This window comes from candidate division WOR-3 bacterium (assembly GCA_016934535.1).
Lineage (GTDB): Bacteria > SDB-A > SDB-A > SDB-A > SDB-A > JAFGIG01.
This window is the reverse complement of record JAFGSQ010000014.1, coordinates 1-25,674: the sequence shown is the minus strand read 5'-3', so window position 1 is coordinate 25,674 and position 25,674 is coordinate 1. Positions and strand designations below refer to the sequence as shown.

Annotated in this window: 21 protein-coding genes; 11 read left to right on the top strand and 10 right to left on the bottom strand. The window is 43.0% G+C overall.

Annotation, left to right across the window (positions count from 1 at the left end; all coding sequences use genetic code 11):
- Window positions 1-47: 47 nt before the first annotated feature.
- Window positions 48-2,102: a glycosyltransferase family 39 protein gene (locus JXL83_02570; protein ID MBN2362997.1), complete on the bottom strand. Its 2,055-nt coding sequence runs from the start codon at window positions 2,100-2,102 to the stop codon at window positions 48-50.
- Window positions 2,103-2,382: 280 nt separating this feature from the next.
- Between JXL83_02570 and JXL83_02565 the strand changes: the two genes are divergently transcribed.
- Window positions 2,383-3,030, top strand: a complete 648-nt coding sequence (locus JXL83_02565) for an adenylate/guanylate cyclase domain-containing protein (GenBank protein ID MBN2362996.1) — start codon at window positions 2,383-2,385, stop codon at window positions 3,028-3,030.
- Window positions 3,023-3,787 (top strand): hypothetical protein, encoded by a 765-nt coding sequence (locus tag JXL83_02560; protein MBN2362995.1) that lies wholly within the window; start codon window positions 3,023-3,025, stop codon window positions 3,785-3,787. The genes JXL83_02565 and JXL83_02560 overlap by 8 nt, the downstream gene beginning before the upstream one ends.
- 47 nt (window positions 3,788-3,834) lie before the next feature.
- Here the strand turns inward: JXL83_02560 and JXL83_02555 are convergent, their stop codons facing one another.
- A complete protein-coding gene (locus JXL83_02555; protein ID MBN2362994.1) occupies window positions 3,835-4,722 on the bottom strand; it encodes a hypothetical protein in 888 nt (295 codons plus the stop codon).
- A 79-nt stretch (window positions 4,723-4,801) separates the two neighbouring features.
- On the opposite strand from JXL83_02555, the gene JXL83_02550 reads away from it, so the two are divergent.
- From JXL83_02550 to JXL83_02540, 3 genes are read left to right on the top strand one after another with little or no spacing between them, the layout of a single operon-like run.
- The gene (locus JXL83_02550; GenBank protein ID MBN2362993.1) at window positions 4,802-8,224 is read left to right on the top strand and encodes a tetratricopeptide repeat protein; all 3,423 of its coding nucleotides are present in this window, start codon (window positions 4,802-4,804) and stop codon (window positions 8,222-8,224) included.
- A complete protein-coding gene (locus JXL83_02545; protein ID MBN2362992.1) occupies window positions 8,217-8,870 on the top strand; it encodes a hypothetical protein in 654 nt (217 codons plus the stop codon). Before JXL83_02550 ends, JXL83_02545 begins: the two co-directional genes overlap by 8 nt.
- Before the next feature lie 8 nt (window positions 8,871-8,878).
- Window positions 8,879-9,349, top strand: a complete 471-nt coding sequence (locus JXL83_02540; protein ID MBN2362991.1) for an N-acetyltransferase — start codon at window positions 8,879-8,881, stop codon at window positions 9,347-9,349.
- 4 nt (window positions 9,350-9,353) lie between these two features.
- Here the strand turns inward: JXL83_02540 and ligA are convergent, their stop codons facing one another.
- Both ligA and JXL83_02530 read right to left on the bottom strand, forming a co-directional pair.
- On the bottom strand, window positions 9,354-11,348 hold the full coding sequence (gene ligA, locus JXL83_02535; GenBank protein MBN2362990.1) for an NAD-dependent DNA ligase LigA: 1,995 nt from the start codon (window positions 11,346-11,348) through the stop codon (window positions 9,354-9,356).
- Window positions 11,342-11,884: a hypothetical protein gene (locus tag JXL83_02530; GenBank protein MBN2362989.1), complete on the bottom strand. Its 543-nt coding sequence runs from the start codon at window positions 11,882-11,884 to the stop codon at window positions 11,342-11,344. Before JXL83_02530 ends, ligA begins: the two co-directional genes overlap by 7 nt.
- Window positions 11,885-11,991: 107 nt before the next feature.
- Between JXL83_02530 and JXL83_02525 the strand changes: the two genes are divergently transcribed.
- From JXL83_02525 to JXL83_02505, 5 genes are read left to right on the top strand one after another with little or no spacing between them, the layout of a single operon-like run.
- Complete coding sequence (locus JXL83_02525; GenBank protein MBN2362988.1) at window positions 11,992-14,016, top strand: T9SS type A sorting domain-containing protein; 2,025 nt, start codon at window positions 11,992-11,994, stop codon at window positions 14,014-14,016.
- A complete protein-coding gene (locus JXL83_02520; GenBank protein ID MBN2362987.1) occupies window positions 14,013-15,020 on the top strand; it encodes a DUF4837 family protein in 1,008 nt (335 codons plus the stop codon). The genes JXL83_02525 and JXL83_02520 overlap by 4 nt, the downstream gene beginning before the upstream one ends.
- 8 nt (window positions 15,021-15,028) lie before the next feature.
- Window positions 15,029-16,471: a tetratricopeptide repeat protein gene (locus tag JXL83_02515; GenBank protein ID MBN2362986.1), complete on the top strand. Its 1,443-nt coding sequence runs from the start codon at window positions 15,029-15,031 to the stop codon at window positions 16,469-16,471.
- A 9-nt stretch (window positions 16,472-16,480) separates the two neighbouring features.
- Complete coding sequence (gene efp, locus JXL83_02510) at window positions 16,481-17,044, top strand: elongation factor P (GenBank protein ID MBN2362985.1); 564 nt, start codon at window positions 16,481-16,483, stop codon at window positions 17,042-17,044.
- Between the two features lie 44 nt (window positions 17,045-17,088).
- Entirely contained in the window at window positions 17,089-18,546 is a 1,458-nt protein-coding gene (locus JXL83_02505) for a DUF814 domain-containing protein (GenBank protein MBN2362984.1), read from the top strand.
- 22 nt (window positions 18,547-18,568) lie between these two features.
- On the opposite strand, the gene JXL83_02500 is transcribed toward JXL83_02505, so the two are convergent.
- The 6 genes from JXL83_02500 to dapD are packed head-to-tail and all read right to left on the bottom strand — an operon-like array spanning window position 18,569 to window position 24,730.
- The gene (locus JXL83_02500) at window positions 18,569-19,087 is read right to left on the bottom strand and encodes a TrmH family RNA methyltransferase (protein ID MBN2362983.1); all 519 of its coding nucleotides are present in this window, start codon (window positions 19,085-19,087) and stop codon (window positions 18,569-18,571) included.
- On the bottom strand, window positions 19,080-20,078 hold the full coding sequence (locus tag JXL83_02495; GenBank protein ID MBN2362982.1) for a hypothetical protein: 999 nt from the start codon (window positions 20,076-20,078) through the stop codon (window positions 19,080-19,082). The genes JXL83_02500 and JXL83_02495 overlap by 8 nt, the downstream gene beginning before the upstream one ends.
- Window positions 20,079-20,106: 28 nt before the next feature.
- Window positions 20,107-21,516: an adenosylhomocysteinase gene (locus JXL83_02490; GenBank protein ID MBN2362981.1), complete on the bottom strand. Its 1,410-nt coding sequence runs from the start codon at window positions 21,514-21,516 to the stop codon at window positions 20,107-20,109.
- Between the two features lie 51 nt (window positions 21,517-21,567).
- Window positions 21,568-22,926, bottom strand: coding sequence for a 16S rRNA (cytosine(967)-C(5))-methyltransferase RsmB (rsmB, locus tag JXL83_02485; GenBank protein MBN2362980.1), 1,359 nt, complete (start codon window positions 22,924-22,926; stop codon window positions 21,568-21,570).
- Window positions 22,869-24,032 (bottom strand): aspartate aminotransferase family protein, encoded by a 1,164-nt coding sequence (locus tag JXL83_02480; GenBank protein ID MBN2362979.1) that lies wholly within the window; start codon window positions 24,030-24,032, stop codon window positions 22,869-22,871. The genes rsmB and JXL83_02480 overlap by 58 nt, the downstream gene beginning before the upstream one ends.
- Window positions 24,032-24,730 carry a 2,3,4,5-tetrahydropyridine-2,6-dicarboxylate N-acetyltransferase gene (gene dapD, locus JXL83_02475; protein MBN2362978.1) on the bottom strand — a complete coding sequence of 233 codons (699 nt, stop codon included), beginning with the start codon at window positions 24,728-24,730 and terminating at the stop codon, window positions 24,032-24,034. Before dapD ends, JXL83_02480 begins: the two co-directional genes overlap by 1 nt.
- 93 nt (window positions 24,731-24,823) lie before the next feature.
- Here dapD and JXL83_02470 point away from each other — a divergent pair.
- Window positions 24,824-25,674, top strand: an 851-nt coding sequence (locus JXL83_02470; GenBank protein MBN2362977.1) for a hypothetical protein, incomplete at its 3' end; no start/stop codon positions are given.

Sequence of the window (25,674 nt, the reverse complement as noted above, 5' to 3'; positions counted from 1 at the left end):
TTAAAAAGAGACCACAGTCAATTGCGTGTTGTCGAAATCTGACAAATCTAAAAATCTTCACGGGTTCCTGTCAGAGATGCGGCGACGGTTCGCTCGGAATCGGCACTGTCGGTTTCTCCTATTGACTCATAGACCATTGCCAGGGCCAAATGAGTCTGAACCGACTGGTAATCCAGAGAGACTGCTTTTTTAAGAGACAATAGAGCTTTTTCGATTTCGCCCGAGTAAAAAAAACACAAACCTAGATTGTTGTACCCCGCGGCAAAATCAGGACGTAAACCGACAGATTTTTCAAGAAGACGGATCGCATTGCCGTAATCGGCGGATTCGGAATATAGAAGTGAGTAATTGAAGTAATTTTCGTGGTTTTCGGGGTTGATTGATATCGCTTTTTCATAATTTTCGGCGGATTCTTTAATCAACCCTTTTCTCTGGTAGATTCTGGCAATGCCTGAATATGTCGTTTCTGAAAATTTGTCGTACGAAAGGATAGAAAGGTAGATATTCAGAGCCGAGTCCTGAAAACCGAGGTTTTCGTATTTTGCTCCGAGGTTGAGACGCGCTTCTGTATAACGGGGATTTAAATAAACGGCTTTTTTCCAGTTTTCAACTGAAAGAGAATCATGTCCCATTCGGGAATAAAGAACAGCCAAGTTGTTGTATGATCTGGCTTCGTTGGGGTTATATAGGATTTCAAGTTCGTAGAACTTTTCTGCGCTTTTCAAATCTCCTGTATTGTATGATATCAGTCCCAGATTAAGATTTGCCCTGGGATAGCCCGGTTCTAGCCTGAGGCAATTCTGAAATTCTGAAGCCGCGATTCTGAAATCCGATTCTGCGTAGTATTTCAAACCGAGGTTGAAATGGTACATCGCCGCCGAAGAAAATTCCGACCTGACGAACCGGTAATTTGAAATACCGAGAAACGCGAGAAAAAGCAAGGACGATGGAACCGAGATTTTTTTGTTATTTGCTTCCCTTATGACAGTCACGGCGAAAAAAGCGGCGAATAGAGTGAAAAACTGCAGAAGAGGGGCTCTCAGCCTGCTGAAAACGCAAAAAACGATGATGGAAGCCGAATATGACAGTATCAAAAGTGCGGGAATCACTGAAGTTTTCCTCTTTTTGAAAAACGCCAGAAACATTCCCGAAATACCCATGGGCACAATTATTCCGGAAGGGACATAAAGCCAAAAATCACCGAAAAGAGGTATCTTTTTCACCAGGGCTGAAACATAAGTGCCCTTGGAAGCCAGATAGATGTTCTGATTGTTGGGTATCTCGTATCCGTTAATAAAATAAAGGATTTTCATAAGCATTAACTTCGCGAACGTTCCCGGCTTTTTTGCTATTTCGCCCAGCGCTTTTTTAAACCAGAAATTGGAAGCTTCCGAAGGTCTCATCGGCTTGCCCGTTTCTCTTTCTGCCAGGGCAATTTCGTCCCAGTCGTCACCCGTTCCGGGTATTACTGCCGACATGCCGTCTGAAAAAGTATTATTACCTATATAAAATATTACACCTCCCTGGGAAGAAATCGGAACGAAATCATTTCCAACGGCATAATTCCTGATTGTGACAGGAAGAACTGTGATTAAAAGGCCGGCGAGGATCAAAGCAAGTTTCGGTATAAAATCCTTTTTACCTGACAAAGTAATTATGAGGAGAAATATAAAAACCGGCGCGAGGAAATTCGGTCTGGTTATCGAGGTCAATCCGAAGCATATTCCAGATGCAAAGTGAAGGAGCAAAGATTTCGTTTCGAAAGCTTTCATGAAAACCGCCGCCGACACGAGCATGAAAAAAGATAAAAGCGTAGGCATTAGAAGTTCGCCCGAAAAATATATTGACACGCCGTTTAAAGCGGACAGCACGAAAGCGGTCCACCCCGCGGCTCTTCCGAACAATTTTCTGGCGGTAAAGAAAACCAAAACCGTAGTAGCCGAACCCATCATAACCTGGATCAGTCTCGGCACCGCGTAATTATGTCCGAAAAGCGCGTAGATCAAACCCAAAAAATACTGATACAGCGGGGCCTTGTGAAATATTTCGTTCCCCAAAAGGTTTCCACCGGCTATTTGCTGTGCGTATTTGTCGAAATACAAAGGATCTCCGAATGGAAAAGAGAAAAACGGATTCTTTGAGATCTGCAGTAAGTATATAATTCCCGCCGCGGTGTATACGGAAGTTAATAAAAGCAGGATTGTAAATTCTTTTTTTCCCGCAGTCGTTTTTATTGATTCACTCCGAAGTTTGTCTGTTTAGTTTACAGAGTTGTTTCTTTTGCTGAAGATTCTGTTTTATAATTTCTTTTTGTGATATTCAGGTTATTATAACAGATGTTTTGAACATTTGAAACTGCCTTGACGGCAAAGAGAGGACAGCATGATATATTCGAGAAATATTAGATTTTCTTCTTCCGAAGCAAGGCTGTCAAAGCTTCTCGCTCAAAGATTGATGGAAGGAGCCGACAAAAAAAGAATAGACGAAAAAATATGGGACCTTTTCGGCGAAGAATGGGCAATAATGTTCACTGATCTGACGGGTTTTTCCAGAAAAGTCGAGCAGTTCGGGATAGTCCACTTTCTACAGACAATTTATGAATCCGAAAGACTTTTGGTTCCTGTGATAGAAGAGTTTGACGGAATTCTTATAAAGATGGAAGGCGACAGCATGCTCGTCATATTCCGGAACGTCAATAAGGCCGTCGAGTGTTCGAGAGCCATGCAGGAGTGTCTTGAAGAGTATAACAGAACCAGGGCAGACGAAGAGAAGGTTCTTCTGTGCGTCGGAATAAGCTGCGGAAAGATCCTGAAAATCGGCGATTTCGACGTTTACGGATCCGCGGTCAACAAAGCGAGTAAACTCGGAGAGGAAGTAGCATCAGCCGGAGAAGTTCTTTTAACAGAAGATGTTATCGGACTATGCGGAAGCGATTTCAAATTCAAAGAAAAACAGGCCAAAAATGTTTCAGAAGAGTTGGGAAAAATATTCATACTGGATCGAAGCGCGGCAGGAGAAATATTTGAATAAGACAACGCGATCGGCATTACTGGCAATAACATTGTTAATTATTTTGTCCTGCGGGAAATCGATCAAACCAAGCGGAAAATTGGTCGGCAGAGATCCTTACGGTATCCTCGGAAAAAATGCAGAAGCCCTCGGCGGAATCGGCAGAATACTGACGCACAGAACAGTTTATACAGAAGGCAGAATTTCAATTGAAGGGACTCAAATACAGGGAACATTTAAGAGCCTGACACAGCTTGAATCGTATGAAAAAACAGAAGCGGATTTCGGCTCGATGAAAGTAATTTCCGGATGCGACGGTGAGGTTAACTGGCGGATAGACATAAACGGCAATCTTGTTGTCGAGGAGGACGAAAGAACACTTTCGAGAATAGAGATAAAAAAGCTATTCTCCTCGCACGCCGAGCTCGACAGGAATTCGGATATATTCAACATCAGATGTCTTGGATTGGACACGGCGTACGATGTTCCTCTTTTTGTTATAGAGCTGACAAATTCTCTGAATCAAGACACTGTCATAAGATACTACGACACTTCGTCATATCTTCTCGTCAAAGAGACCGTCCTGACGCCTGAGATGAGGACGATTTCACTGATGTCCGACTTCAGGGAGGTAGAAGGCGTCACCTACCCTTTCAAGACTGTTGTTCTGATAGACTCTTTGTACATGAAACAAGTGATTGAAATTGATTCCATTTCAGTGATCAGTCCTGTAGAGCTTTCAACTTTCAAACCGCCTTCTGATCAGTATGGAGATTAAGTTCTTGAAAGCGGCAGTGCATACAATCTGTCTTAATTATTTTGATTTTATTGAACAAGAACTTTGACGGGCACCGAGTATCCTGTGGAGTAATACGATCCAGTGTCCGTGAAAAGAGTTCTTCTGTAAATGGCGTCAAAAGTGAAAATGATAATCTCAGCGAGAGAAGTGTCTCCGAGAGCGAATCTTCTTCTGTGAATGCCGTGTTGTGTTTCAGCCAGAATACCTCTTTTGTGATTGTTCGGCCATGAAAAATGGAGAAAAGCGCAAGCCGTATCTCCGCTCGAAAAAAGAACAATTGTGAATGAATCGTTCTGACGGATCTGGACGATTTCGTTGAGACTGTCCGTCACTCTGTGAATGTGCTCAAAATAGTTTCTGTCGAGAAAAAAAGTAGTGTCCTGACAGACAATCAATACGCTGTCAATTATCACTCCCGATCCTGCCGAGCGGACTTGAGTCATCGACAAGCCTCTCAATCTCCAACCCCTGTCCGGATCGGTAATCGACCCTACTCTTTCAAATCTGGCGACTCTTGTTACGTTGTCCGAATAAGATTTTATTACCGAATCCATATAAAAACTGTCGGTATAAAAAATGCGAAAAGGACCTGAGACGGAGAAAACAAAAGATACATCGGCTGTGTCGCCGTGAATATCAATGTCCAAATCCTTTGTCAGTTCGTACGGGATTCCTCGATACCAAAAAATGGGTATTATATCGTATTTGTTGAAGGTTCCGCCGGATATTGTATCTTCTGTGCCGTAATGCGAAGGATCTCCGAGAAGGTTGGCGTATTCGTCGTTGATGAGGTCGGTTATTGCCTGGTTGTCCAGATGACCCGGTTCGGGATTTTCCGGGGAATTTGTTTTTGAACATGAAAAGACAATTGACAAAATCACTGTGATAAAAAGCATTAAATGTCTGAGTTTCATATAGCCTCCTTTTTAACAACCCGAGTCAATCATAATAATTGCACGACAGACTCCACTCATTATATCATACTAATTACCGATGATAGATGAAATATCTGCCTTATTACCCGGTTTTATATCGGAGAAAATAAACGAGAAAAGAAAAAAAGGATCGTTTCGGGGATCCGCACTTTTTGTCGATATAACAGGTTTTACATCTAAAACTGAAAATCTTTTCAAGAGGGGCGACACAGGCGCGGAAACGATTTCTAAAATCCTTTTTGCCGCCTTTGACGAACCGGTCAGGATCGTTTACGAAAACAACGGATTTGTGTCAGGTTTCGCCGGAGACGCATTTCTCGCTTTATTCCCTGAAGACAGCGGAAAAAACCTTTCAAAAGCAGTAAATTCCATGCCGGTAACTTTCAGAAAGGGAGTAGCGAAGGGGCTTTCACTCAAATTCGGCAAATCAACCGGTGATATAAAATGGGGAATAACAGGAAATTCGGAAAGATCATGTTATTATTTTGCCGGAGAAGCCGTTAAAAAAGCATTCAAAACCGAGAATCGGAAAAAAACGCGTTCAACAGAAGTGATGCGAAAAACCATTATAAACGAAACCACGGTAGCTCCCCAGAATATTCTCGGCAGATTCATTCCTCACTCTGTTTTTAGCGCGTGCAGAAGAGCTGAGATCAGATTGATCGTTCCTGTCTTTGTCAATTTCGGAAACGACGACTCCTATGGTTTCGTAGATAAAGTGACCAGAACATGCACGGATCTCTCGGTAAAGTATTACGGTCTATTCAACAAGGTTGAATACAGCGACAAGGGGCTTACAGCCCTCGTTATTTTCGGCGCCCCCAAGGCGAGAGAAAACGCCGACTTGCTTTCATTGAGATTCGCCGCTGATGTAGTTTCAAAAATTCACGGAGCCAAAGCAGGTTTGGATTACGGACTTTCATATGCGGGGCTGACAGGGTGTCTGTTCAGGAACGAATGGACCGTTATCGGTGATGTCGTGAATACTTCCGCCCGCCTGATGGCAAGAGCCGAACCTGGCGAAATAATCGTTTCGGAAACACTTGCCCGGTGCTCGTCTGACATTGCCTCTTACGATTTGTACAATACTGAAAGGCTCAAGGGCAAGAAAAAAAAACAGGATCTGTTCGTCTTGAAGGGATTGAAATTTGTCTCAAATCCGAGATATCAAACGCCTTTCTCGGGCAGAAAGATCGAAATGGCAAAACTGTCACAATCCGTATTGTCTATCTTTTCAAAAAATGAAAAAAAACCTGTTTTGATAATTGGGGACGTGGGAATTGGAAAAACCAGGCTCGTCGATGAATTCATAAAAAAACTGGACGATCGGTACGCGGTAAATCACCTCAGGTGCGACGGGACGATAAAAATTCCGTGGAATCCTTTTAAACCCTGGATACTGGAACAGATGAATATAAAAGACGAGTCCCGAAAATCGGCATACATGAAAATCCAAAAGAGTCTGTCGGGACCTCTTGAACATCTCAGGCCTTACGCAAGTTTTATCGCTTCAATGTGCGGTTACAAGATTTTAAAAAGCGCTTACGAGCAATCAGAGGAAAAAGACAGAGTTGAAAATCAAATTTACTGCCTTATAGACCTAATAAAAGCGAATTCAAGAGGAAGAAAAATTATTCTCGTGGTCGATGACTTTCAGTTCGTTGACGAATTGTCGAGGAAGTTTTTCCTGCGTCTTCTGAAACATCAAACGGATTTTAATGCGGCAGTAATTATCGTTTCGAGAGAATGCAAATTGGTTACCGATTTTGTGAAAGGGCTGGATTATCAGAGGATAGATTTGAAACCAATGAGTGTAAAGTGTATTGAAACCATTATCGGACACTACGGATTCACCGAACAATTAAAAATGGGGAAAGAACTCCTCATAAAATCCCAGGGCAACCCGTTTTTCGCCGAACAGCTGGCTATCACACTCAAAGAAAGCTTTGGCGAGGAACATAGTGTGAATTCTAAAGTCATGCTTCCTACAACTCTATACGGCGTTTTGACTTCGAGGATTGACACGCTTGAGGAAACGACGAGAAATACAGTAAAAACAGCTTCAATCCTGGGTTACTCATTCATGAAGGACATTCTTTCCGATATTCTGGCGACAAAAAAAACCGAACTTGAAAAATCTATTATCGAAGCAGTTGAAAAAAATGTTTTCATCGAGAAGGGTGCAAAGACGTTGTCTTTTTCTCACAATCTTCTGCAGGAGGCAGCTTACCAGCTTCTCATGCCTTCTGAAAGGCAGGAACTGCACAAAAAAGCTTTGTCGGCAATGGAGCAGGGAAAAATCGGAGAAACTGAAGCGGCCATGATCTATGAGCAAGCCAAAAAAAGCGGCGTAACCGGAAAATGGCTGTATTGGGCTGACCTTCACGTTAAAAACCTCATGGAGAAGTACGCGCTGGAAGACGCTGAAAAAATATGTTTTGAAATGGCAGAAAGCCACAGGAAAAAAGGCAACGACCTGCAATATGCCGAAGTCATGCTGAAAATCGGGCAGATCCTTGAAACAAAAGGTGAAAAAAAGAACGCTTTAAAAACATTAAAAGATTCTCTCCTGTCGGCAAAAAAGTCAGGATCAGAGAGTATTGAAGCAAAGATCACGGTAAATATTGCAGGTGTTCAAGTGGCGATGGGCGATATCTTGGAAGCTGAAACGACATTAAAAGAAGCGGCAAATCTCATATCGAAGACCAATGACCCATTAACTACTCTCGACGCGATAAACATGATGGGCTTGATTTACAGGAACCACGGAAATTACAGAGAAGCAATTGAAAAATACAAGCAAGCGCTCGAAACCGCATCCGATAACGCGCTGGCTTTTGGACAGATAAAAGTTTTGATGAACATGGCAGCGGTTTACAATATGCTTTCTGAATACGAGAATTCGGAAAAATGCCTGAAAAGATGTATAGGTTTGAAGGAATTCAGAGAAAACAGGCGATTGATGGCCGGGGTTTATAACAATTTAGGCATAAACTACCTGAAAAGAAGTTTTGTCAGAAAATCACTTTCATACTTTATAAAGTCTTACGAGATAAAGAAAAAAATCGGAGACATGTCCGGTCAAGCCTCTTCGCTTCACAATTTGGGTTCTATCTACATGAAGCTGGGCAATAAATTAAAAGCTGCTGAGTTTCTCGAACAGGCCGTGAACATTTACAGAAGGACAGAAGTAAAATTAGGATTAATGCACACATTGAGCACCATGGGCGCTTTGTTCGAAAATGAATTGGAAAAAGCTTTGAAATTTTACAGTGAAGCTCTTGAAATTGCCGAGAAAACCAAATCAGGAGACGAAGCAGTAATACTTTTCAACATTGGAGAAGCCTTCAGGGTGTCTGGCAATAAGGAAAAAGCGGCAATTCATTACAAGAAATCTTTGAAAGCCGCGGAGCGTCGTAGGGATGAAAATCTGAGAAAAATGATAGTTAAAACGCTGAACGGGATTAAAAAAAATGATTAAAAAAGTAATACTTTTCGGAAAAGGATCTCTCGCGGTTAAGATTGCGGATTATTTTTACTGCAGCCGCATTTTCGAACTGACATTCGTTGTTCCTGTTGTTCCGGAGCCTTTATGGACGGAGTCACTTATTGCCTGGTGTGAAAATAACGGTGTGCCTTTCGTTGAATCGGGCCTTTTTTCGGATCTTCGCCAGGAAGAAAAAATCGACCTGGGCGTTTCAGTTTTTTATGACAGAATCTTCCCAAAAAAATACATAGAAAGATTCGGAAAAATGATAAATATTCACCCGGGGCTTCTACCGGAATACAGAGGCCTGAACCCGGTCAATTGGGCTCTGAAGAACAACGAAAAATTTCACGGTGTAACGATCCACGAAATAACGGAAAAGATAGATTCCGGGGCTGTAATATCGCAGGTTAAATTCCGGATTTTCCCGGACAAGGAAGAAGTCGAAGACGTTTATAAAAAAAGCCTCGATTTTGCCTGGACTTTGTTCCTTCAAACTATAGAGAAAATCGATGACATAAAACCGGTCGCTCAGGACGAAAGCGCTGCTAAATACCACGGTGCGAAAGACAGGAAATTGCTTGGCGACAGGCGTGAATTCACAAGAAATTTGTCTCTCAAGAAAGGAGACGGAATTTGAATTACTGCATGATATCAGAAGACGTTAAACTCGGTAAGGGAGTGAAGATTTTCAGCTTCGTCAATCTTTATGGGTGTGAGATAGGCGATGGAAGTAAAATCGGAGCGTTCGTCGAGATACAAAAAAACGCGAAAATAGGAAAGAATTGTAAAATTTCGAGTCACACTTTTATTTGCGAAGGCGTTTACATTGAAGACAATTGTTTCATTGGACACGGAGTTGTTTTCATCAATGATAAATATCCCCGCTCCGTGACGGAGAACGGTTCTCTTCAAACGGAAAAAGACTGGGCCTGCGTTCCTACATATGTCCGCAGGGGAGCTTCCGTGGGCAGCGGTGTCACTGTTTTGTGCGGTGTGACTATAGGCGAAAACGCCGTCATCGGAGCCGGAGCCGTTGTGACAAAAGATGTTCCTGCAAATTCAGTGGTCGCGGGAGTTCCCGCCCGGTTGTTGGGAAAAACCGGAAACGGAGAGTGACATTTCAAACGGTTTGTTTCTGAATGAAGTTGAATAATTCGTTTTCACCGATTATTTTCACACCGAGAATTTTGGCTTTTTCTAGTTTTGAGCCCCAGGATTCGCCGGCGATTAGATAATTTGTTTTCGAACTGACGAAGGATGACACTTCTCCGCCGTTATTTTCTATAATACTCTTTATTTCTTCACGTGGCATTGAGAGAGTTCCGGTGATAACAAATACAAGCCCACGCAGAGAGTCTCCCCGGAGTCTGTTTTTTTCACCGCTCATTTTCACGCCCGCTTTTTCAAGTTTGCAGAGCATCGCAGAAGTCTGATCGAGCCCGAAATAATCTGAAATAGATTTGGCGACGACAGGGCCTATTTCAGGTATTTCAGCAAACTCTTCGATGGAAGCGGAAGAAAGCCCTTCTACGGAAGTGAATTTTTCTGAAAGATTTTTCGCCGTTTTTACGCCAACATTAGGTATTCCTAACGCATAAAAAAGCTTGTGAAGAGGTCTCGATTTGCTCTTATCTATTGATGAAAGTAAGTTGAGCGATGATTTCGACCCCATTCTTTCTATTGTTGAAAGGTCTTCCTCTCTTATAAAGTACAAATCTCCCGGATCTTTAAGCAAATCGCTTTCTATAAGCTTTTCAGTCAGCTTATCGCCGATTCCTGAGATGTCCATGGCCTGTCGGGAAGCGAAGTGAAGGATTTTTGCCTTTAACTGAGCGGGGCAAGCCGGAGATATGCATCTGTAAGCAGTTTCACCTTCGTAATGAACGACCGCGCTCCCGCACGCAGGACATTTTTCAGGCATTGCGAAAGGCTTTGAATCGTCCTGATGCACCAAGACTTCTACGACTTTTGGTATAATTTCACCGCCTTTTTCGATGAGGACTTCATCACCCGGTCTTATACCCAGTCTCTCGATCTCGTCGGCGTTGTACAAAGAAGCGCGAGAGATGACAGTCCCCTTTAGTTTGACCGGTTCCATTAACGCGACCGGAGTCAGGAAGCCGGTGCGTCCTACCTGAACGGATATGCCGATTATTTTTGTTTTCGTTCTTTCTGTTGGAAATTTATAAGCTATAGCCCACTTGGGGGAACGCATCGTCTGACCTAAAATTTTTCTCTGAGACAAGTCGTCGATTTTGATTACGAGACCGTCGACGTCGTAACCCAGGTCTTTCCTTCTTTTTTTCCACGATTCGCATTCCTCGATGACTTCCGAGACATTTTTTTTTACAACGGAAGGGAAAAAGACGGGCAATCCGCAGGTGTGAAGGAATTCAACGGCCAAAGAATGTTTTATCCATGTTTCCCCGAATACCGTATGAAACATAATATCGAGTTCTCTTGAGGCGGTGACAGAAGGGTCGAGATTTTTAAGGGATCCTGATGCGGCGTTTCTCGTGTTTGCAAACAATTCCTGATTACATTCATCCCTTTCTCTGTTTATCATATTGAGGACGGTGTGTCTCATGTAAACTTCTCCCCGTATCTCAAGTTCAGCAGGAGCTTCCAGATGATTTTTTAGTCTGAGAGGGAGGGATTTTACAGTCTTTATGTTGGCTGAAATGTCGTCGCCTTCTTCGCCGTCGCCTCTCGTGACACCAGCCTCGAAAATGCCGTTTTTGTATATCACGGAAACGGCCGCACCGTCTATTTTTGGTTCGATGACATAATCAATCTGGACGACAGATAAAGCGTCCCTCGCTTTTCTGTCGAAATCCCTGATTTCATCGTAGGTGTAGGTATTGTCGAGAGAAAGCATGGGGATTTTGTGCCTTATCGTTTTGAATTTCCCGCTCAATTTTTCTCCGATTCTCTGAGTTGGAGAGTCAGTCGTCCGGAGGTGGGGATTTTCGCTTTCTAGTATTTTTAATCTTTGGAAAAGTTTGTCGTATTCTTCGTCGGATATAGTCGGTTTGTCCATGACATAATATTCGTAGTCTCTTTTTCTTATGGATTCTTTCAGCGATTCGATTTCAGAGAACGGGTCTTTCAGAATTTAACCGCTTTCAGTATTTTTAAACCGTTCGTCTCTTCCATTGACAAATCTACGAAATCGAGCATGAACTTTCTGATCGAGTCAGAGCCGTATTCGCAGAAAACCTCTCCGGTGTATGGGGCCGAACAGGCAATTTTTCCGTACGGGATGTTATCGCCTTGGGTCCACCAAGGAGGTTTGTAATCGTCGGAAGGTATTGAAAAGACTGCCAAACCTTTGTCATGCAGAGTGCTTCCGACTGAATAAACGAAGGATTTTGCCTCTTCGAACATCATTCCTGAAAGAACATTAAAGAAGACGATGACGTTGAATCGTTCAGAATGCCCGAAAGGAGACGAAAGCAGACTGCCGTATTTCAAATCTGTTCCCGGAGCCAGTTTTTGACAGATTTCGAGATTGTTCAGGTCCATGTCGAGGGCTGTAATTTCAAATCCCGCTTCTTTGTATAAATTAAGCCTTCTCGAACAGGGATTGATCTCAAGAAGACGCTTCCCTTTTTCGGGAAAAGGTTTCAAAAAATCTTTTAAATCAAACATGGTTCACCCTCGTTAAAGTTTGAGTGTTCAAGATTTATTAAAACATGCTATACTTCCGCTGGCAACATTTTAGGAAAATGTCACTGATATATTTTAAGGAGTAACTGATGAGTTTTCTTCTCTCATTGATGATTGTTTGTCAGCCACTGAGCTATACGTTCAACGCACATTTTGACAAAACCGCAACAGAGTTTAGCAATTACGGCGAATACACCCTTATTTCAGCCGAGGGAGCTGATATGTTCGGCAGAACATTTGAGCCGGTTCTTCCGGCCAAACACCTGCAGATACTTTTGCCCTATGACGCCTCGCTGCTAAGCGTCAGATGCGAAGGTGAAAATCTGACAATAGCCGGTACGGCAGTGACTCCTTTACCGGCAGTTCTACCCGCACCTTTGGGCACAAGACGAAATGTTGTTTTTCTTTGTGATCCCGCGGTCTATGAAAGCCAAGATGTATATCCGGATAAAATCCTCCAATGGCACCATTTCGGAAATCAATCGGGTTTTAAAATAGCAAGTGTATTTCTGACGCCTTATCAATGGAATCCGGTCACAAAAGAAGTCAGTGTCTACGAAGATGTTTCAGTCACTGTCGAATATGAAAGAACGGGAGAAATTCATTTCAATACGCCGCTCGGGGATTATTTACACAGGAGCATTATCGGATTTATAGTATGCAATCCGGAAGCGCTAGCATCCTCAGCGCCGCCCGTGACTGAAGGAAACGCAGATTATCTCATCATTGCCCCTTTGAGCCTTCTGAACACTCCGGCGATGGATTCACTCCTTACTTTGAGAACATTAAAAGGTCTTGTATGTGACACTGCTTCGAAAGAAAGAATTTCGGCTACCGTTACAGGGTACGATTTACCGGAAAAAATCAGGAATTACATAATTCAAAGACACTCCGAAGACGGAGTTTCATTCATCCTCCTCGTCGGAAATAGAAATCTGCTTCAGCCAAGAGAATTGTTTATTTCCTGCCGGGATACAAACGGTGTATTTTATGATGACAGTGCGCCTGTTGATCTTTATTTCGCGGATCTCGACGGCGATTGGAACTTCACTGCCGACAACAGATACGGACAACCAAACGACAGCCTCGATTTGTACGCCGATGTTTTCGTCGGAAGACTGGTCGTCGGATCGTCTTCGGAATTAAGTGTCAACGTCCGGAAGATTTGCGAATACGAACAGAATCCGCCGCAGGGTGATTGGAGAACGAAAAGTCTTTTAGCCGGAGCAGTTCTTTTCGATAACCAGTATTACACAATTACAGGCGAAGCAGTCTGCGAATCCATTGCCGATCACCTTCCTCAGGGATGGCATCACATCAAAATGTATGAGACGCTTTACGGAAATTCCCCGGAAGGCGCGATAGATTCGGTCAACGACGGCGTAGCATGGACACATTGGGCCGGACATGGAAACCGCAGCGGGGTATACTGGTATAATTCATATTACATCAGAATGTTGCACGTCAACGATATAGCAAACATGACTAACGGAGGGAAACTGGCGGTTCACACTTCGATAGCCTGTATGTCGGGGGCTTATCATGAAGGAAACTGCGCGGCAGTGGCTTTGCTCAATAAAGAGGGTGGCGGAGGAATTGTAAGCGCGTTCAACACGAGTTACGGATGGGAAGGTATATTACCTGCAATGGGTCCGAGTGAATACATGGATATTTGGTTTGCTGAAGCCGTGTTCGACAGTTCAATATTCTCTCTCGGACCGGCTTTTTACGCTTCCAAAAGTAAATTGATTCCCTTCTGGGACATTAATTATTACGGCGGTTACGACAGAAATTTATACACCCTTTTAGACCGTACATATTTTGGTGATCCTGCGCTGTGCTTTTTAGGTTCGTCATCTTTCGCAGAAGAAGAGATTTCTGAACCAACGAACGGTTCGATTGCGACATTGTTTATTTCCGATAATTATTTAATCGTTGAATCCGACAATCTTTCTTCAGTAAGAATATTTGACATTTCCGGAAGAATTGTGACTTCCGGAGATTTCGAAGGAAGATTTGTATACGACATGAACCTTCAGCCTTCAGGGATATATTTCTGTGTTGTAATCTCAGGAAATCAAAGCATGACCGAGAGAATGGTTTACGTGAAATGAAGAAAGGATTGTTAAAAAGCGTCTTCTTGGCTGCTCTTCTGCCGTTTCTTTGTTTGTTTTGCAGTCAGGGATACAAACCTCACGCTTTCGGACCGAGGGACATGGTCGAAGTTGTAACGGACACTTTGACCTGGAGAATTTGCTCCGGAACAGTTAAGAATATACTGTGGGACATGCGATATTACCCTTCTTTCGAGCATGTGTTCGACATGGAATACATCAGCCCCGAAAAATTCTGGGAAAAACGCACGGATTACTGGAGAAGACACAACCTCATATTCATCATCACTCCACAAAATAGGGAAGAAATCCGGCGAATCATCGGCGGAAAAATTATGCTTGAGGAAGGGATACAAAGCGCGGAAGATGTCTGGGCATCTCCTCAGCTTGTTGTGGTAATAGAAAAAGACACAAACGGTTTGGTTGAACTTATAGAAAACAATTCCGAAAATATTTTCAGTTTGTTTTTTGAAGCAGCTTCTGAAAGAATTGAATATATGATTTACGCCGGAGGCTATCAGGAGAACCTGTCTCTTGCTTTGAGAGCGGGATATGGTTTCGATATAAAAATGCCTTATTATTATGTGGTCGCGGATTCACAGGGATCACCGCAAAAAGGTCACGTCATAACAGTTCAGCACATGAGAAGCGGAACCGACAACGCACTTAGCCGTTATGTTATCCTGTTTTGGTTCAATGACTCGAACCAAACTATTTTGACAGAAGAGACTTTCCCTTTATTGAGAGACAATTTTGCCGCCGCTTTTTTGGGCGGCGACTCCTGCGATGTTAAGAACTTTGGCTCCGACGAAATGGGTTATTGGTTCGAAGGCATCTGGCAAAACAGCGAAAAAGGAATTGGCGGACCTTTTAAATCCTGGGTTGTTTCGGAAAACGGAAGGACATTCATTCTAGACGTGCATCTTTTTGCGCCCGGAAACAAGAAGTCGTTTTATCTCGAAGAGCTGAGGCTTATCGTTAAAACATTTAAAATGATATCATAGGAGGCTAGATGGCTGAAAAATCACCGAGCCCCGAAATCATTAAACTGCAGAAGAAGTTTGATTCCGAACCGGATTCGCTGATTTTTGCGAGGCTCGCGGATGCTTATCTCTCAGAGGACTTGGCAGAGAAAGCTTTAGAAATTGCTGAAAAAGGCGTTTCGAAACACCCTGAATATATTTCCGGACTGATGGTACTCGGCAAGTGCTTCGAAAAAAACGGAGAAGAAATCAAAGCACTCGACACTTATTTGAAAGTTCTCGACAGGGACAAAGAAAACCTCCTCGCTCTCCAGAAAGTCGGCAAAGGAGCGTACAAAACAGGAAAATACGAAAAAGCCCTTGAGTCCTATAAAAAACTCCTCGCCCTTACGCCTTTCGATGAAAGCCTTCAGCAGATTGTGAATGAGATAGAAGACATTGTAAAAAAGCAGAATGTCCGTGAACAAATGCGAACGAAGATGGAAAAGGCAGGCGAGGAAAACCGCGAAACGAAGCAGAACGCCAAAGACAAAAAAGAAGATACCGATTCCGACCTGGAGATTTTTGAAGAAGCCATAATGGGAGCCGAAGAGGCATACAAAGATCAGGATCTCGAAATCGAGTTACCTATAGAAAAAACTCTGCAGATAGAGGACATATTCGGAGAAGAAGAACCGGAAGAGAAACGGACAGGTCTTCCAGGAGATTCAGTTATGGATCAGCTCGAAGATGATGTTTCCCTCGAACTTGAAGTTGAAATGCTCGAAAAACAGCTTGAAGAAAGCATTGACCAGGGTATGGAAGAAAAAAATAATGAAGAAATCCAGACTGAAAAGGAGAACAAACCTTTCCCGGAAGAGCAAAACGGAGAGATTTCAGATTTGCAGGTTCAGCACGGAGCGAACGTAGAGGAGTATTCTGAAACCGGTGAAGAAGTGAAAGAAGACGAAGTCAAACTCTACGAGGGAGAAATTGAAAGCATTACTATGGCGAAAATATACGAGAAACAGGGTAACTATTCCAAGGCTCTTTCAATATTCGAGAAGCTTCTGCCCGATAATCCGGAATTAAACGAAGACATAGAAAGACTGAAAAAACTGCTGGAACCGGAGAAAGAAGAAGAAAAATATGACGAAACCGCGCCCGAAGATAATGAAGCAGAATTTCCAGTTCAGTCTCCGGAAGAAAACGAAATGTTAAATGCCGTGGAAAAAGAGGAATTAACTGAACAGCCTGAACGTGAAGAAGTACCCGCTAAAGATGACGAAGGCCTCTTGTTCGATCAAGTCGCTTCCGAGACTCTTGAGGAATTGAAAAAAATAGAAAAGCACATGTCCATTCTTTCACCTGACGACAATGGCAAAAAGGATAAAAAGGAGGAAAAATCCGGAGATTCAGCTAAAAAATCTGAATACGAATACAACCAACGAGGACTTGAAGCGTTCAAAAACTGGCTTGATAAAATAGAATAGGGAGGATTGATGGCATCTCTTTCCGACATTGGGAAAAATGTCACTATTAAATACGATGAGCGAATATTCAAAATAGTTGATTACCAGCATGTAAAGCCCGGAAAAGGAGGCGCATTCGCCAGAGCAAAACTGAAAAACATGGAAACCGGGCAAATCGTCGAAGAAACTTTGAGAGACAACGATAAATTCGATGTCATCAGACTTGAAAGAAGAAAGTATCAGTATCTTTACCCCGAGAACGGAACTTTTTGGTTCATGGACACCGAGAATTTCGAACAGATTGCAGTAGACATAAAAATAATGGGAGACAAAGCTAAATGGCTTAAGGAAAATATGGAATGCGATCTTCTGTACGCTGAAGGAAAGATAGTTGATACTGAGATACCGTTTTTCGTTGAGTTGAAGATTGTTGAAACCGAACCTGGTTTCAAGGGGGATACCGCAACCGCAGGTTCGAAACCGGCTAAAGTTGAAGGCGGCGTTAAAATTACCGTTCCTCTTTTCATAAATACTGGAGACTTGGTTAGAATAGACACTCGTACGGATGAATACATGGAGAGGATCAGTAAATAATTATTCTTTGGATTATTAACACCTGAATATACGGATTTGCTTAAGTGAAACTGAAAAGTGACGGATATTCTTTTTTTTTAATTTCGAAAATCCTCGAACATTATGTGGAAGAAACAATAAAGTCAGTTGACTTTTTTTCAGGTGGAATTTCGTTTTTAACCGGAAAAGGAACTATCGACGTATTTCTTCTTCCGAGATTCTGCTGGTGTTCGTTCGATTCTTCGGCGGAGTTAAAAAAAGAAAAAGCCTTCGGATGGCTTCAGGCTTTGAAGAACGGAACTATCATTTCGTCCCGTCAGGTTGGCAAAGACAGACTGTTGTGCCTTGAAGTTTCCACGGACGGCGGTTTCGGAGGAACAAAGAAATGGAATGTCTGGCTTGAGTTCTTCGGAGGTTTTCCCAACGCTTTTTTGACAAAAGGTGATGACGGGAGGATAGTCAGGCATTTCAGGAAATCACTTTCAGAGCGCCGCAATCTTCGAGTTGGAGACATTTATGAACCGCCATTTCCAAATGACATACAACCGCGGAATTTTAAAGAGTGGATATCTGTCTCGGCAATCCTGATGAAGATGGAGCAAAAAACAAGAGATTTACTTGAAAAGCCGACGATCTTGGATTCCTCGCAGTTGTCCATGATAGCTTACGAAGAAGGCTTTTATGTCATCCCGTGCATCAAATCCGACGATTTAGTCGTTTCATCCCCGTTGAAGATAATTGATGAAATTTCTGGAACCTCTTCCGAAGTTAAGAACAAAACCAGGTCTGAAAAAACTTTTGACAAGTATAAAAAGTCCGAAAAAGCCGCCTTAAAATCACTTGAGGCGATAGTGCCCCCGGAAAACATTCTTCTCTTCGGAGAAAAAATTAAATCGTCGGATGAAAAAGAGCTCGGTTCGATATTTCCCGAAGACAAAAGATTGAATGAAATTTACAGAAAATTTTCAGGGAGGAACAAAGGTGAAATAATTGAAAATCTTTTCACTCTTTACAGGAAAAATCTGAAAAGAAAAGCGGCAGTTGAAAAAAAACTTTTCGAGATAAGGGAACAGATGGAAAAAGAAAATGATACCCTGCATACTGAAGAGGAAAATGAAAAAAGTAAAGTAAAATTAGCCGATCCTCTCTCAAAATACAGAACTTTCACGACTCCGACTGGGAAACTTGTTGCCGTTTCGAAAAGCGCTGAAGACGCGGACAGGCTCACTATGAAAATAGCCTGCCAAAAGGATATGTTCTTCCACGTAAAAGACGCGAAAGGTTCTCACGTAATACTGTTTTTGGAGGGTAAAAAAGAAGCTCACAAAAAAGACATAGAATTTGCAGCATCCATAGCCGCAGGTTTTTCTTCCGCGAGATTTTCTTCTCTGGTTCCGGTCCAGTACACTCTTAAGAAATATGTAAGGAAACCGAGGAAATCTCCAAAAGGGCTTGTCGTTCTCGACAGGGAAAAAATCGTGTTTGTCAGACCTTTGTCTGAAAAGCCGGATTTTTCAGGTTAAAAATCCGACCGGTCCTTTTTATTCACAATTCCGCTCTGCGGCGTCTGAGAATTTCGTATGCAATGACCGAAAAAGCCGAAGCGACGTTGAGCGAGTTTTTATATCCCATCATCGGGATGTCAATTATTTCGTCTGACATCTTGATTATCTCTTCCGATATCCCGAGAGCTTCATTGCCGATCACAAGAACCGAACCGTCGGGGTAATCGGCGTCCCAGAGACATTTGCTCGAAGTCGTCGTTTCAAGAGTTATTATGTGTCTTTGGTCGCGTTTCATTTTTCTGACTGCTTCCACGGTATAACATGAATAGGACCATTTGACGAAATTTTCAGATCCCATGGCTGTCATGGAAATTCCGTCGTGCGGAGGAATAGCGGTAGTCCCGCAAAGAACCAGTTCACCGGCACCGACGGCATCGCAAGTTCTGAATATTGCGCCGACGTTTCTCGCGCTTCTTAAGTTGTCGAGTATCACGGTTAAGTCTATTCTCTTGTGATCTCTTCTGATCCCGTCTCCTCTTTTAACGGTCAAGTCATTCATACAGTTTCTCCGATTCGACGTGTTCTTTAATTATGTTCCATTCTTCCTCATCCATTGTCCAGTCGGCGTATATGGAAAATCCCCGGTACTTGCTTCTGTCACAGTATTTAAGACCTGTAAAGACTGCGTCGAGAGCGGATCCAACGTTTTCGATTTCAGGATTGAAAGAAGGTTTTATATCTTCGTAACTTGGTATTCCGATCATGATCGGTTTTTTTACAGTTTTTGTAAGTTTTTCCACTTCTAGAGATATGAAAAGGGTGTAAATCTGGGGATTCTTTATTCGCGTGTCATAGAGCATGGCGACTGTGAAATCGCTTTTTTCGGAGATGTTCCTGTAATACTCTTCGCTCCACAAACCTTTTACGGAAAAAAACAATTTCAAGCTTTCCCCGAAAAGTTTTCCCAGAGAGATTTTAGGCGTAGCGCAGGTTATTAGAATTCTGCCGCCGAGAGTTTCTCTTATTTCGTCCAGAAGCAGTAAAAAAGAAGAGTCACCGTCGAAAATCGGTTCTATGTCGATGTGTATTCCGTCGAAACCCGCATTGATTAACTCTGAAGCGGTCCTTGCGATGTTTCTTCTTATTTCGACAGAAGTGATGTCGAGCGTGCCTCCCCCTCTTTTCTCGATCTGACCGATCCAGGCTTGTACTGATATTATTTCAGGATGATGTTTTTTAAGTAAATAAATGAATTCAAGGGAATAGGCGTATTTGGAAGGATGAATCCTGCCGGTTGAGTCCAGAGGCCCGGCGTGCTGGAAAACGTGCATCACGCCGGAATTTTTAAGATTTTCAGCCAGATTCTTGATTTTCATTTCGTCCGGTTTGTTTTCGACCCAATGATGAGCCAGCCAAATTCCGTTCTCTTTTCCGGAAAGTTTAAAAGTCTTGCCGTGAAAAAAAAACCAGAAAGATGACACCGCGGCAACTGAAGAAAGAAGTGTCACGGCAAAAAACAGTTTTAATTTTGATTTTAGGCGTTTTTTCACTATTAATCCGGATTAACTGTCGTTTTTCTCAGTAGCGGTAACTTTCAGGTTTGAATGGGCCATCCGTCGAAACTCCAATATAAGACGCCTGTTCCGGGGTCAGCTCGGTCAAAGAGACGCCCAGGTTTTCAAGGTGAAGCCTCGCAACTTCCTCGTCCAGTTTTTTGGGGAGTACGAATACACCAGTTGAATGTTTTTTCGTGTAAAGTTCAATTTGCGCCAGAATCTGATTGGCGAATGAATTGCTCATGACGAAAGAAGGATGTCCGGCGGCGCATCCGAGATTGACAAGTCGCCCTTCGGCGAGGAGTATTATAGAATGCCCGTCGGGAAAAGTAAAAAGGTCAACCTGAGGTTTTACAGTCGTCCTTTTGATACCGTTGAAAGAGATGAGTCTGCCGACCTGGATCTCATTGTCGAAGTGACCTATGTTGCATACGATAACGTGGTCTTTCATGGCAAGCATATGCTCCAGGGTTATTACGTCCCTGTTACCTGTCGCGCTGACTATAATGTCAGCTCGGGATATGACTTCTTCCAGGGTTTTTACTTCGAAACCTTCCATGGCCGCCTGCAGAGCACATATGGGATCGATTTCAGTGACGAAGACTTTGGCGCAATAGTTTTTTAAAGCTTTCGCCGAGCCTTTTCCCACGTCTCCGTATCCGCAGACTACTGCTGTTTTCCCTGCAATCATAACACCCGTCGCGCGTTTTATTCCGTCTACGAGCGATTCCCGGCATCCGTAAATATTGTCGAATTTGGATTTTGTGACCGAGTCGTTGACGTTGATGGCCGGGAACAGCAGTTTGTTTTCTTTATGCATTTTGTAAAGTCTCTGAACTCCGGTCGTCGTCTCTTCCGACACCCCCTTGACCGAAGAGGCTGTTCTGTGCCATTTTTCGGGATCCTCTTTAAGTATGATTTTCAGGCGTTCTTTTAGCCGCTTTTCGTCGTCGGATTGAGACTTTTCATCGAGTATGCCGGGATCATTTTCGGCATTGTAACCGAGATGGATCATCAGGGTGGCGTCGCCACCGTCATCTATTATCAGGTCAGGGGACGCTTTGTCAGGAAATGAAAGCGCGCGTTCCGTGCACCACCAGTATTCTTCAAGAGTTTCTCCCTTCCAGGCAAAAACCGGAACGCCTTTTGCGGCGACAGCAGCCGCGGCATGATCCTGTGTCGAAAAGATGTTACAACTGGCCCATCTCACGTCGGCGCCTAATTCGATTAGAGTTTCGATCAAGACAGCTGTTTGAAGAGTCATGTGAAGTGAACCGGATATCTTTGCTCCGGAAAGGGGTTTTGCAGGACCGTATTTTTGCCTCAATGCCATCAAGCCCGGCATTTCCTTTTCTGCCAAATATATTTCTTTTCTGCCCCAGGTGGCCAGCGAAGGGTCTGCTATCTTGAATTTAACTTCGTCGTGTTTCATGGATTCTCCTTTTTATGAAAGTTAAATATTACTGCATTCAAAAGTCAACGTTCAGTTTATTTTTTTCAAAAGAGCGGCGAAGGCGCCTCCCATGCGGTGAAGATCGGGGAAAAAACAGGCAAAGCCGTTTTTGTCTGTAAAGGATTCATAGCCAGGCTTTGGATAAACAGTTTTGAAATTTTTGTGATCTTTTAAAAAAGATAAAACGACGCCGGAATTTTCTTCTTTTTCAATCGAACAGGTCGAGTAAAGGATGAATCCTCCTTTTTTAACCAGTTCAGAACCTTTTTTCAGTATTTTTAATTGAAGCAAAGTTTTGGATTCGATATAGTTTTTTTTCAGTTTGAGTTTCAAATCAGGGTTTTTATGAAGAGTGCCTGTTCCGCTGCATGGGACGTCGGCGATCACCAAATCGGCCGAGCATTCTGAAAACGGCGGAAACAAGGCATCCGACACGCACATTGAAATATGATTTGAAAGACCCAGTCTGGTCTTGTTTTCCGTTATCATTTTCATTTTTGACAGTTTTATGTCACACGCGACGGTAAAAGAGGATTTTTTGGCTAATATAAGGGTTTTTCCTCCTGGCGCCGCGCAAAGATCTATGCAGACATCGGTATCGGGTATATCGTAAATCTCCCCGGTCAGAATTGAGCTTTCATCCTGAACAGTAATTTGTCCCTCGCTGAAAAAACGGCTCGAAATCAAAGAAGAAGATGAGTAGAAAGCGCTTTCAGAATAAACGGAATTTTCAGTTTTAAATCCTTCTCCGTTGATCTCGGCTATTAGGCTCTCTCTGCCGGAGGGAATCACCGTTCTGAAGCATATGGGCCGTTTGTCAAAGAAGAATTCCAAGATGCCGACAGTTCTTTTTTTGCCGAAATTCTTTGACCACTTTTCTATCAGCCATTGCGGGACTGAGTGCTTTATGGAGAGGGACGCTGGATATTTTCCCGAAGGAGCACGCCTTTCTTCAAGTGAAACTTTTCTGAGGACTGCATTGACAAGCCCCGAAAATCTTTTATTGCCGTATTTTTTTGCAAGTTCAACGGAAGTGTCAATGGCAGCGTAATCGGGAACCGAAGTGAAGTAAAACAACTGTGCGGTTCCGATTCTTAATATCCAGGCGATGTCCTCGGGGAGTTTTGTCAGGCCTGAAACATGTTTCGACAGTGAAGAGTCTATGAACAGTAGATTCCGCAGAGTCTCGTGAACAAGGTTATTGCAAAATGAGGAGTCTCTTTTTTCAAGAGAAGAAAGGTTTTTACTTGTCTGCATTCTTTTGCCTATATTCTGCGTGGATGACTCTTTCAGGAAACAGAGAGCCAGTTCTCTCGGATCTTGAATTTTTTTCATGACTTCAGTTGAAAAAGAGGAGCCGAAGCAATCCCTTCTGACAGGCGCTGACATATATCGAGTATCTCTTTTTCGGTTATTATATACGGAGGAAGAAGTCTTATGATTCTGTTTCCTAAAGCGTTGATGAGAACATTATTTCTAAAACAGTAATCCTTGACAATTTGCGCGTCTTTTCCAGTTTCTACGCCTATCATCAATCCTCTGCCTCTTATGACTGCTTTATCCCCGAGCTCTGATCCAAGTGATCTGAAAAAATGATTCCCTTTAATTTTGTTGTTTGTTAAAACGTCCTGATTCAAGCGCCCCAGGACTTCCAGGCAGGCTGAAATCGCGACAGGATTTGGAGCGAATGTCGAGCCGTGGTCTCCAGGTTTCAATATTTCCGCAAATTTTCCTTTTGCGATGACAGCGCCCAAAGGCAATCCGCCTCCCAGAGCTTTTCCCACAATCACTATATCGGGTGAAAGTTGAAAATTCTCGAAAGCGAAAAATTTTCCCGTTCTGCCAAGTCCGCACTGAATTTCGTCAGCAACTACAGCTATGCCGTAATTATTTTGAGCCCGGGAAATCTCCGAAGCAAAATCGTCCTCCAAAGGTATAATTCCGCCTGAACCCTGAACCGGTTCGAGAAAAATTCCGGAGATTATTTTTCTGTTTTCAGCGGTGAATGTTTTGAAAGACGAGGCATCGTTGAAAGGCAGTATCTTGATCCCGGGTAAAAGGGGCTGGAATTTTATTCGGTAAGTTTCGATTCCAGTCAGAGACATTCCTCCGGTTGTTCTTCCGTGAAAACTTCCCGTGAAAGAAACAATGATTTTTTCAGGATTATCTTTTTTAAGTATTTTCAAAACCGCTTCGACCGCTTCCGTCCCGGAATTCGAAAAAATTACTTTTGAAGAAGCGTCAATTTTTTTTGCGAGTATTTCGGCGGCTTTTTCGGTGTCTTCGTCATACAAAAGATTGGATATGTGGCTGTGTTTTTTAAGCTTGGAAGTAATCGCTCTTGTTATGCCTTCGTCACAATGTCCGAAAATATTGACGCCGATTCCTGAAAAAGAGTCGAGATAGGCTTTCCCTTTTTCGTCGAATACATAAGATCCCTTGGCACGAGATAATTTCATGTCAAAAGGTTTATAAAGCGGGATGAGAAAAGACATCAGAGATTTCTCAGAGCATCGACTATCCTGGATTTCTCTATTGTTTTGGCGTCAACAGTTTTGACAAATCTCGCGGGAACACCGGCCCATACTTCGTTCGGAGGGATGTTGTCTATAACGACTGCGCCCGCGGCGACTATGGCTTTTTCTCCGACCTCTATCCCTTCCAGGATAACAGCGTTGGCACCCACGAGAACGTTGTCTCTTATGACGACAGATTTTGAGGATGGAGGTTCAATGACACCGGCTATGACTGCTCCGGCGCCGATGTGGCAGTCCCGGCCGATGACGGCTCTTGCCCCTATAACCGCGTTCATGTCTATCATGGTTTTACAGCCTATCGAGGCTCCGATGTTTATCACCGCGCCCATCATTATCACTGCCTGGTCTCCGATGTCAGTCAATTCCCTTATTATCGCTCCCGGTTCGATTCTGGCATTGAATTTAGTCAAATCGACAAGTGGTACGGCTGAGTTTCTGGCGGAAATCTCGATATAGCTGTCAATTACAGTGTTTTTGTTATCGTTCAAAATTTTGACGACTTCATTGTTGTCTCCAATCAAAATCCAGAAATTGCCTTCACCGAAAATTTTGATACTTCCGTTTTCAGGATCAGTAACGAATCCCCTGACGTAGGCTTTGGCAGGGGTTTTTTTAGGATTTTCAGATATATATCTTATTATCTCTTCAGTGTTCATGGTTATTTTCTTGACAATTAAATTGACGTCAGTATATATTAATAATTAAAAATATGCAATTGAAACGTTATTCCTACCTTGACGGAGGTATAGATGTTCGGTGAATCTGATATACCTTTTGACGATAAAAATATTGACGACACCAATTCGGGAGATCCCGTAAAACAAGACTTCAAATGCACGGACTGCGGTGGAAGTTTGAGATATATCGAACCTTATGACAGATTCTGGTGTGATAAATGTGCAAAATATATGGAAATTGGCTTCGGAAAAGAACTCGAAGCGGCCATACTCGAAGAAATCACTGAAGTCGCGTCTGAAGAAACCCCACTTCAGGAAGAAATTGAAGTCGTTGAAAAAAAACTTAAATGCCCGGTATGCAATTACGACCTGCAGTATTTTGAAGAGTACGAAAGATATTGGTGCGACATGTGCGCGGAATACATGCCCGAAAATTTCGGAAAATCTGAAAAATCGGTTTATACCGAAAATCATACCGTAAACGAAATTCAAGACGAAGCCGATGTTCCGCACACGACAATAAACGCCGTCACTGAAGAGGAAGAAAACCTGGTCGCGGGCCAAGACTATCAAAATGAAGCGGCGGATGAATCGAGATGCCCCAATTGCGGTTCTTCTCTGAGGTTTATAGAAGAATACGGAAAAATGTGGTGCGACAAATGTCTCGAATACATAACGGATAAAGCAAAACCTGATATTTCTTCTGAAACCTATGCCGCCGAAACGGGAAAAAAAGCCGAGGTTTCATGCCCCGCCTGTGGTACGAAGCTGAGGATTATTGAAGAATACGGAAGATATTGGTGTGACAAGTGCCTTGAATATGTTTCTTTGGATACGAAGGAAGAAGAACCGCAGGATATTGCCGAAAAAACTGTGTTAGCAGCGGTCGAAGAACCGGAATCTGAAGAGACAGAATTCTCAAC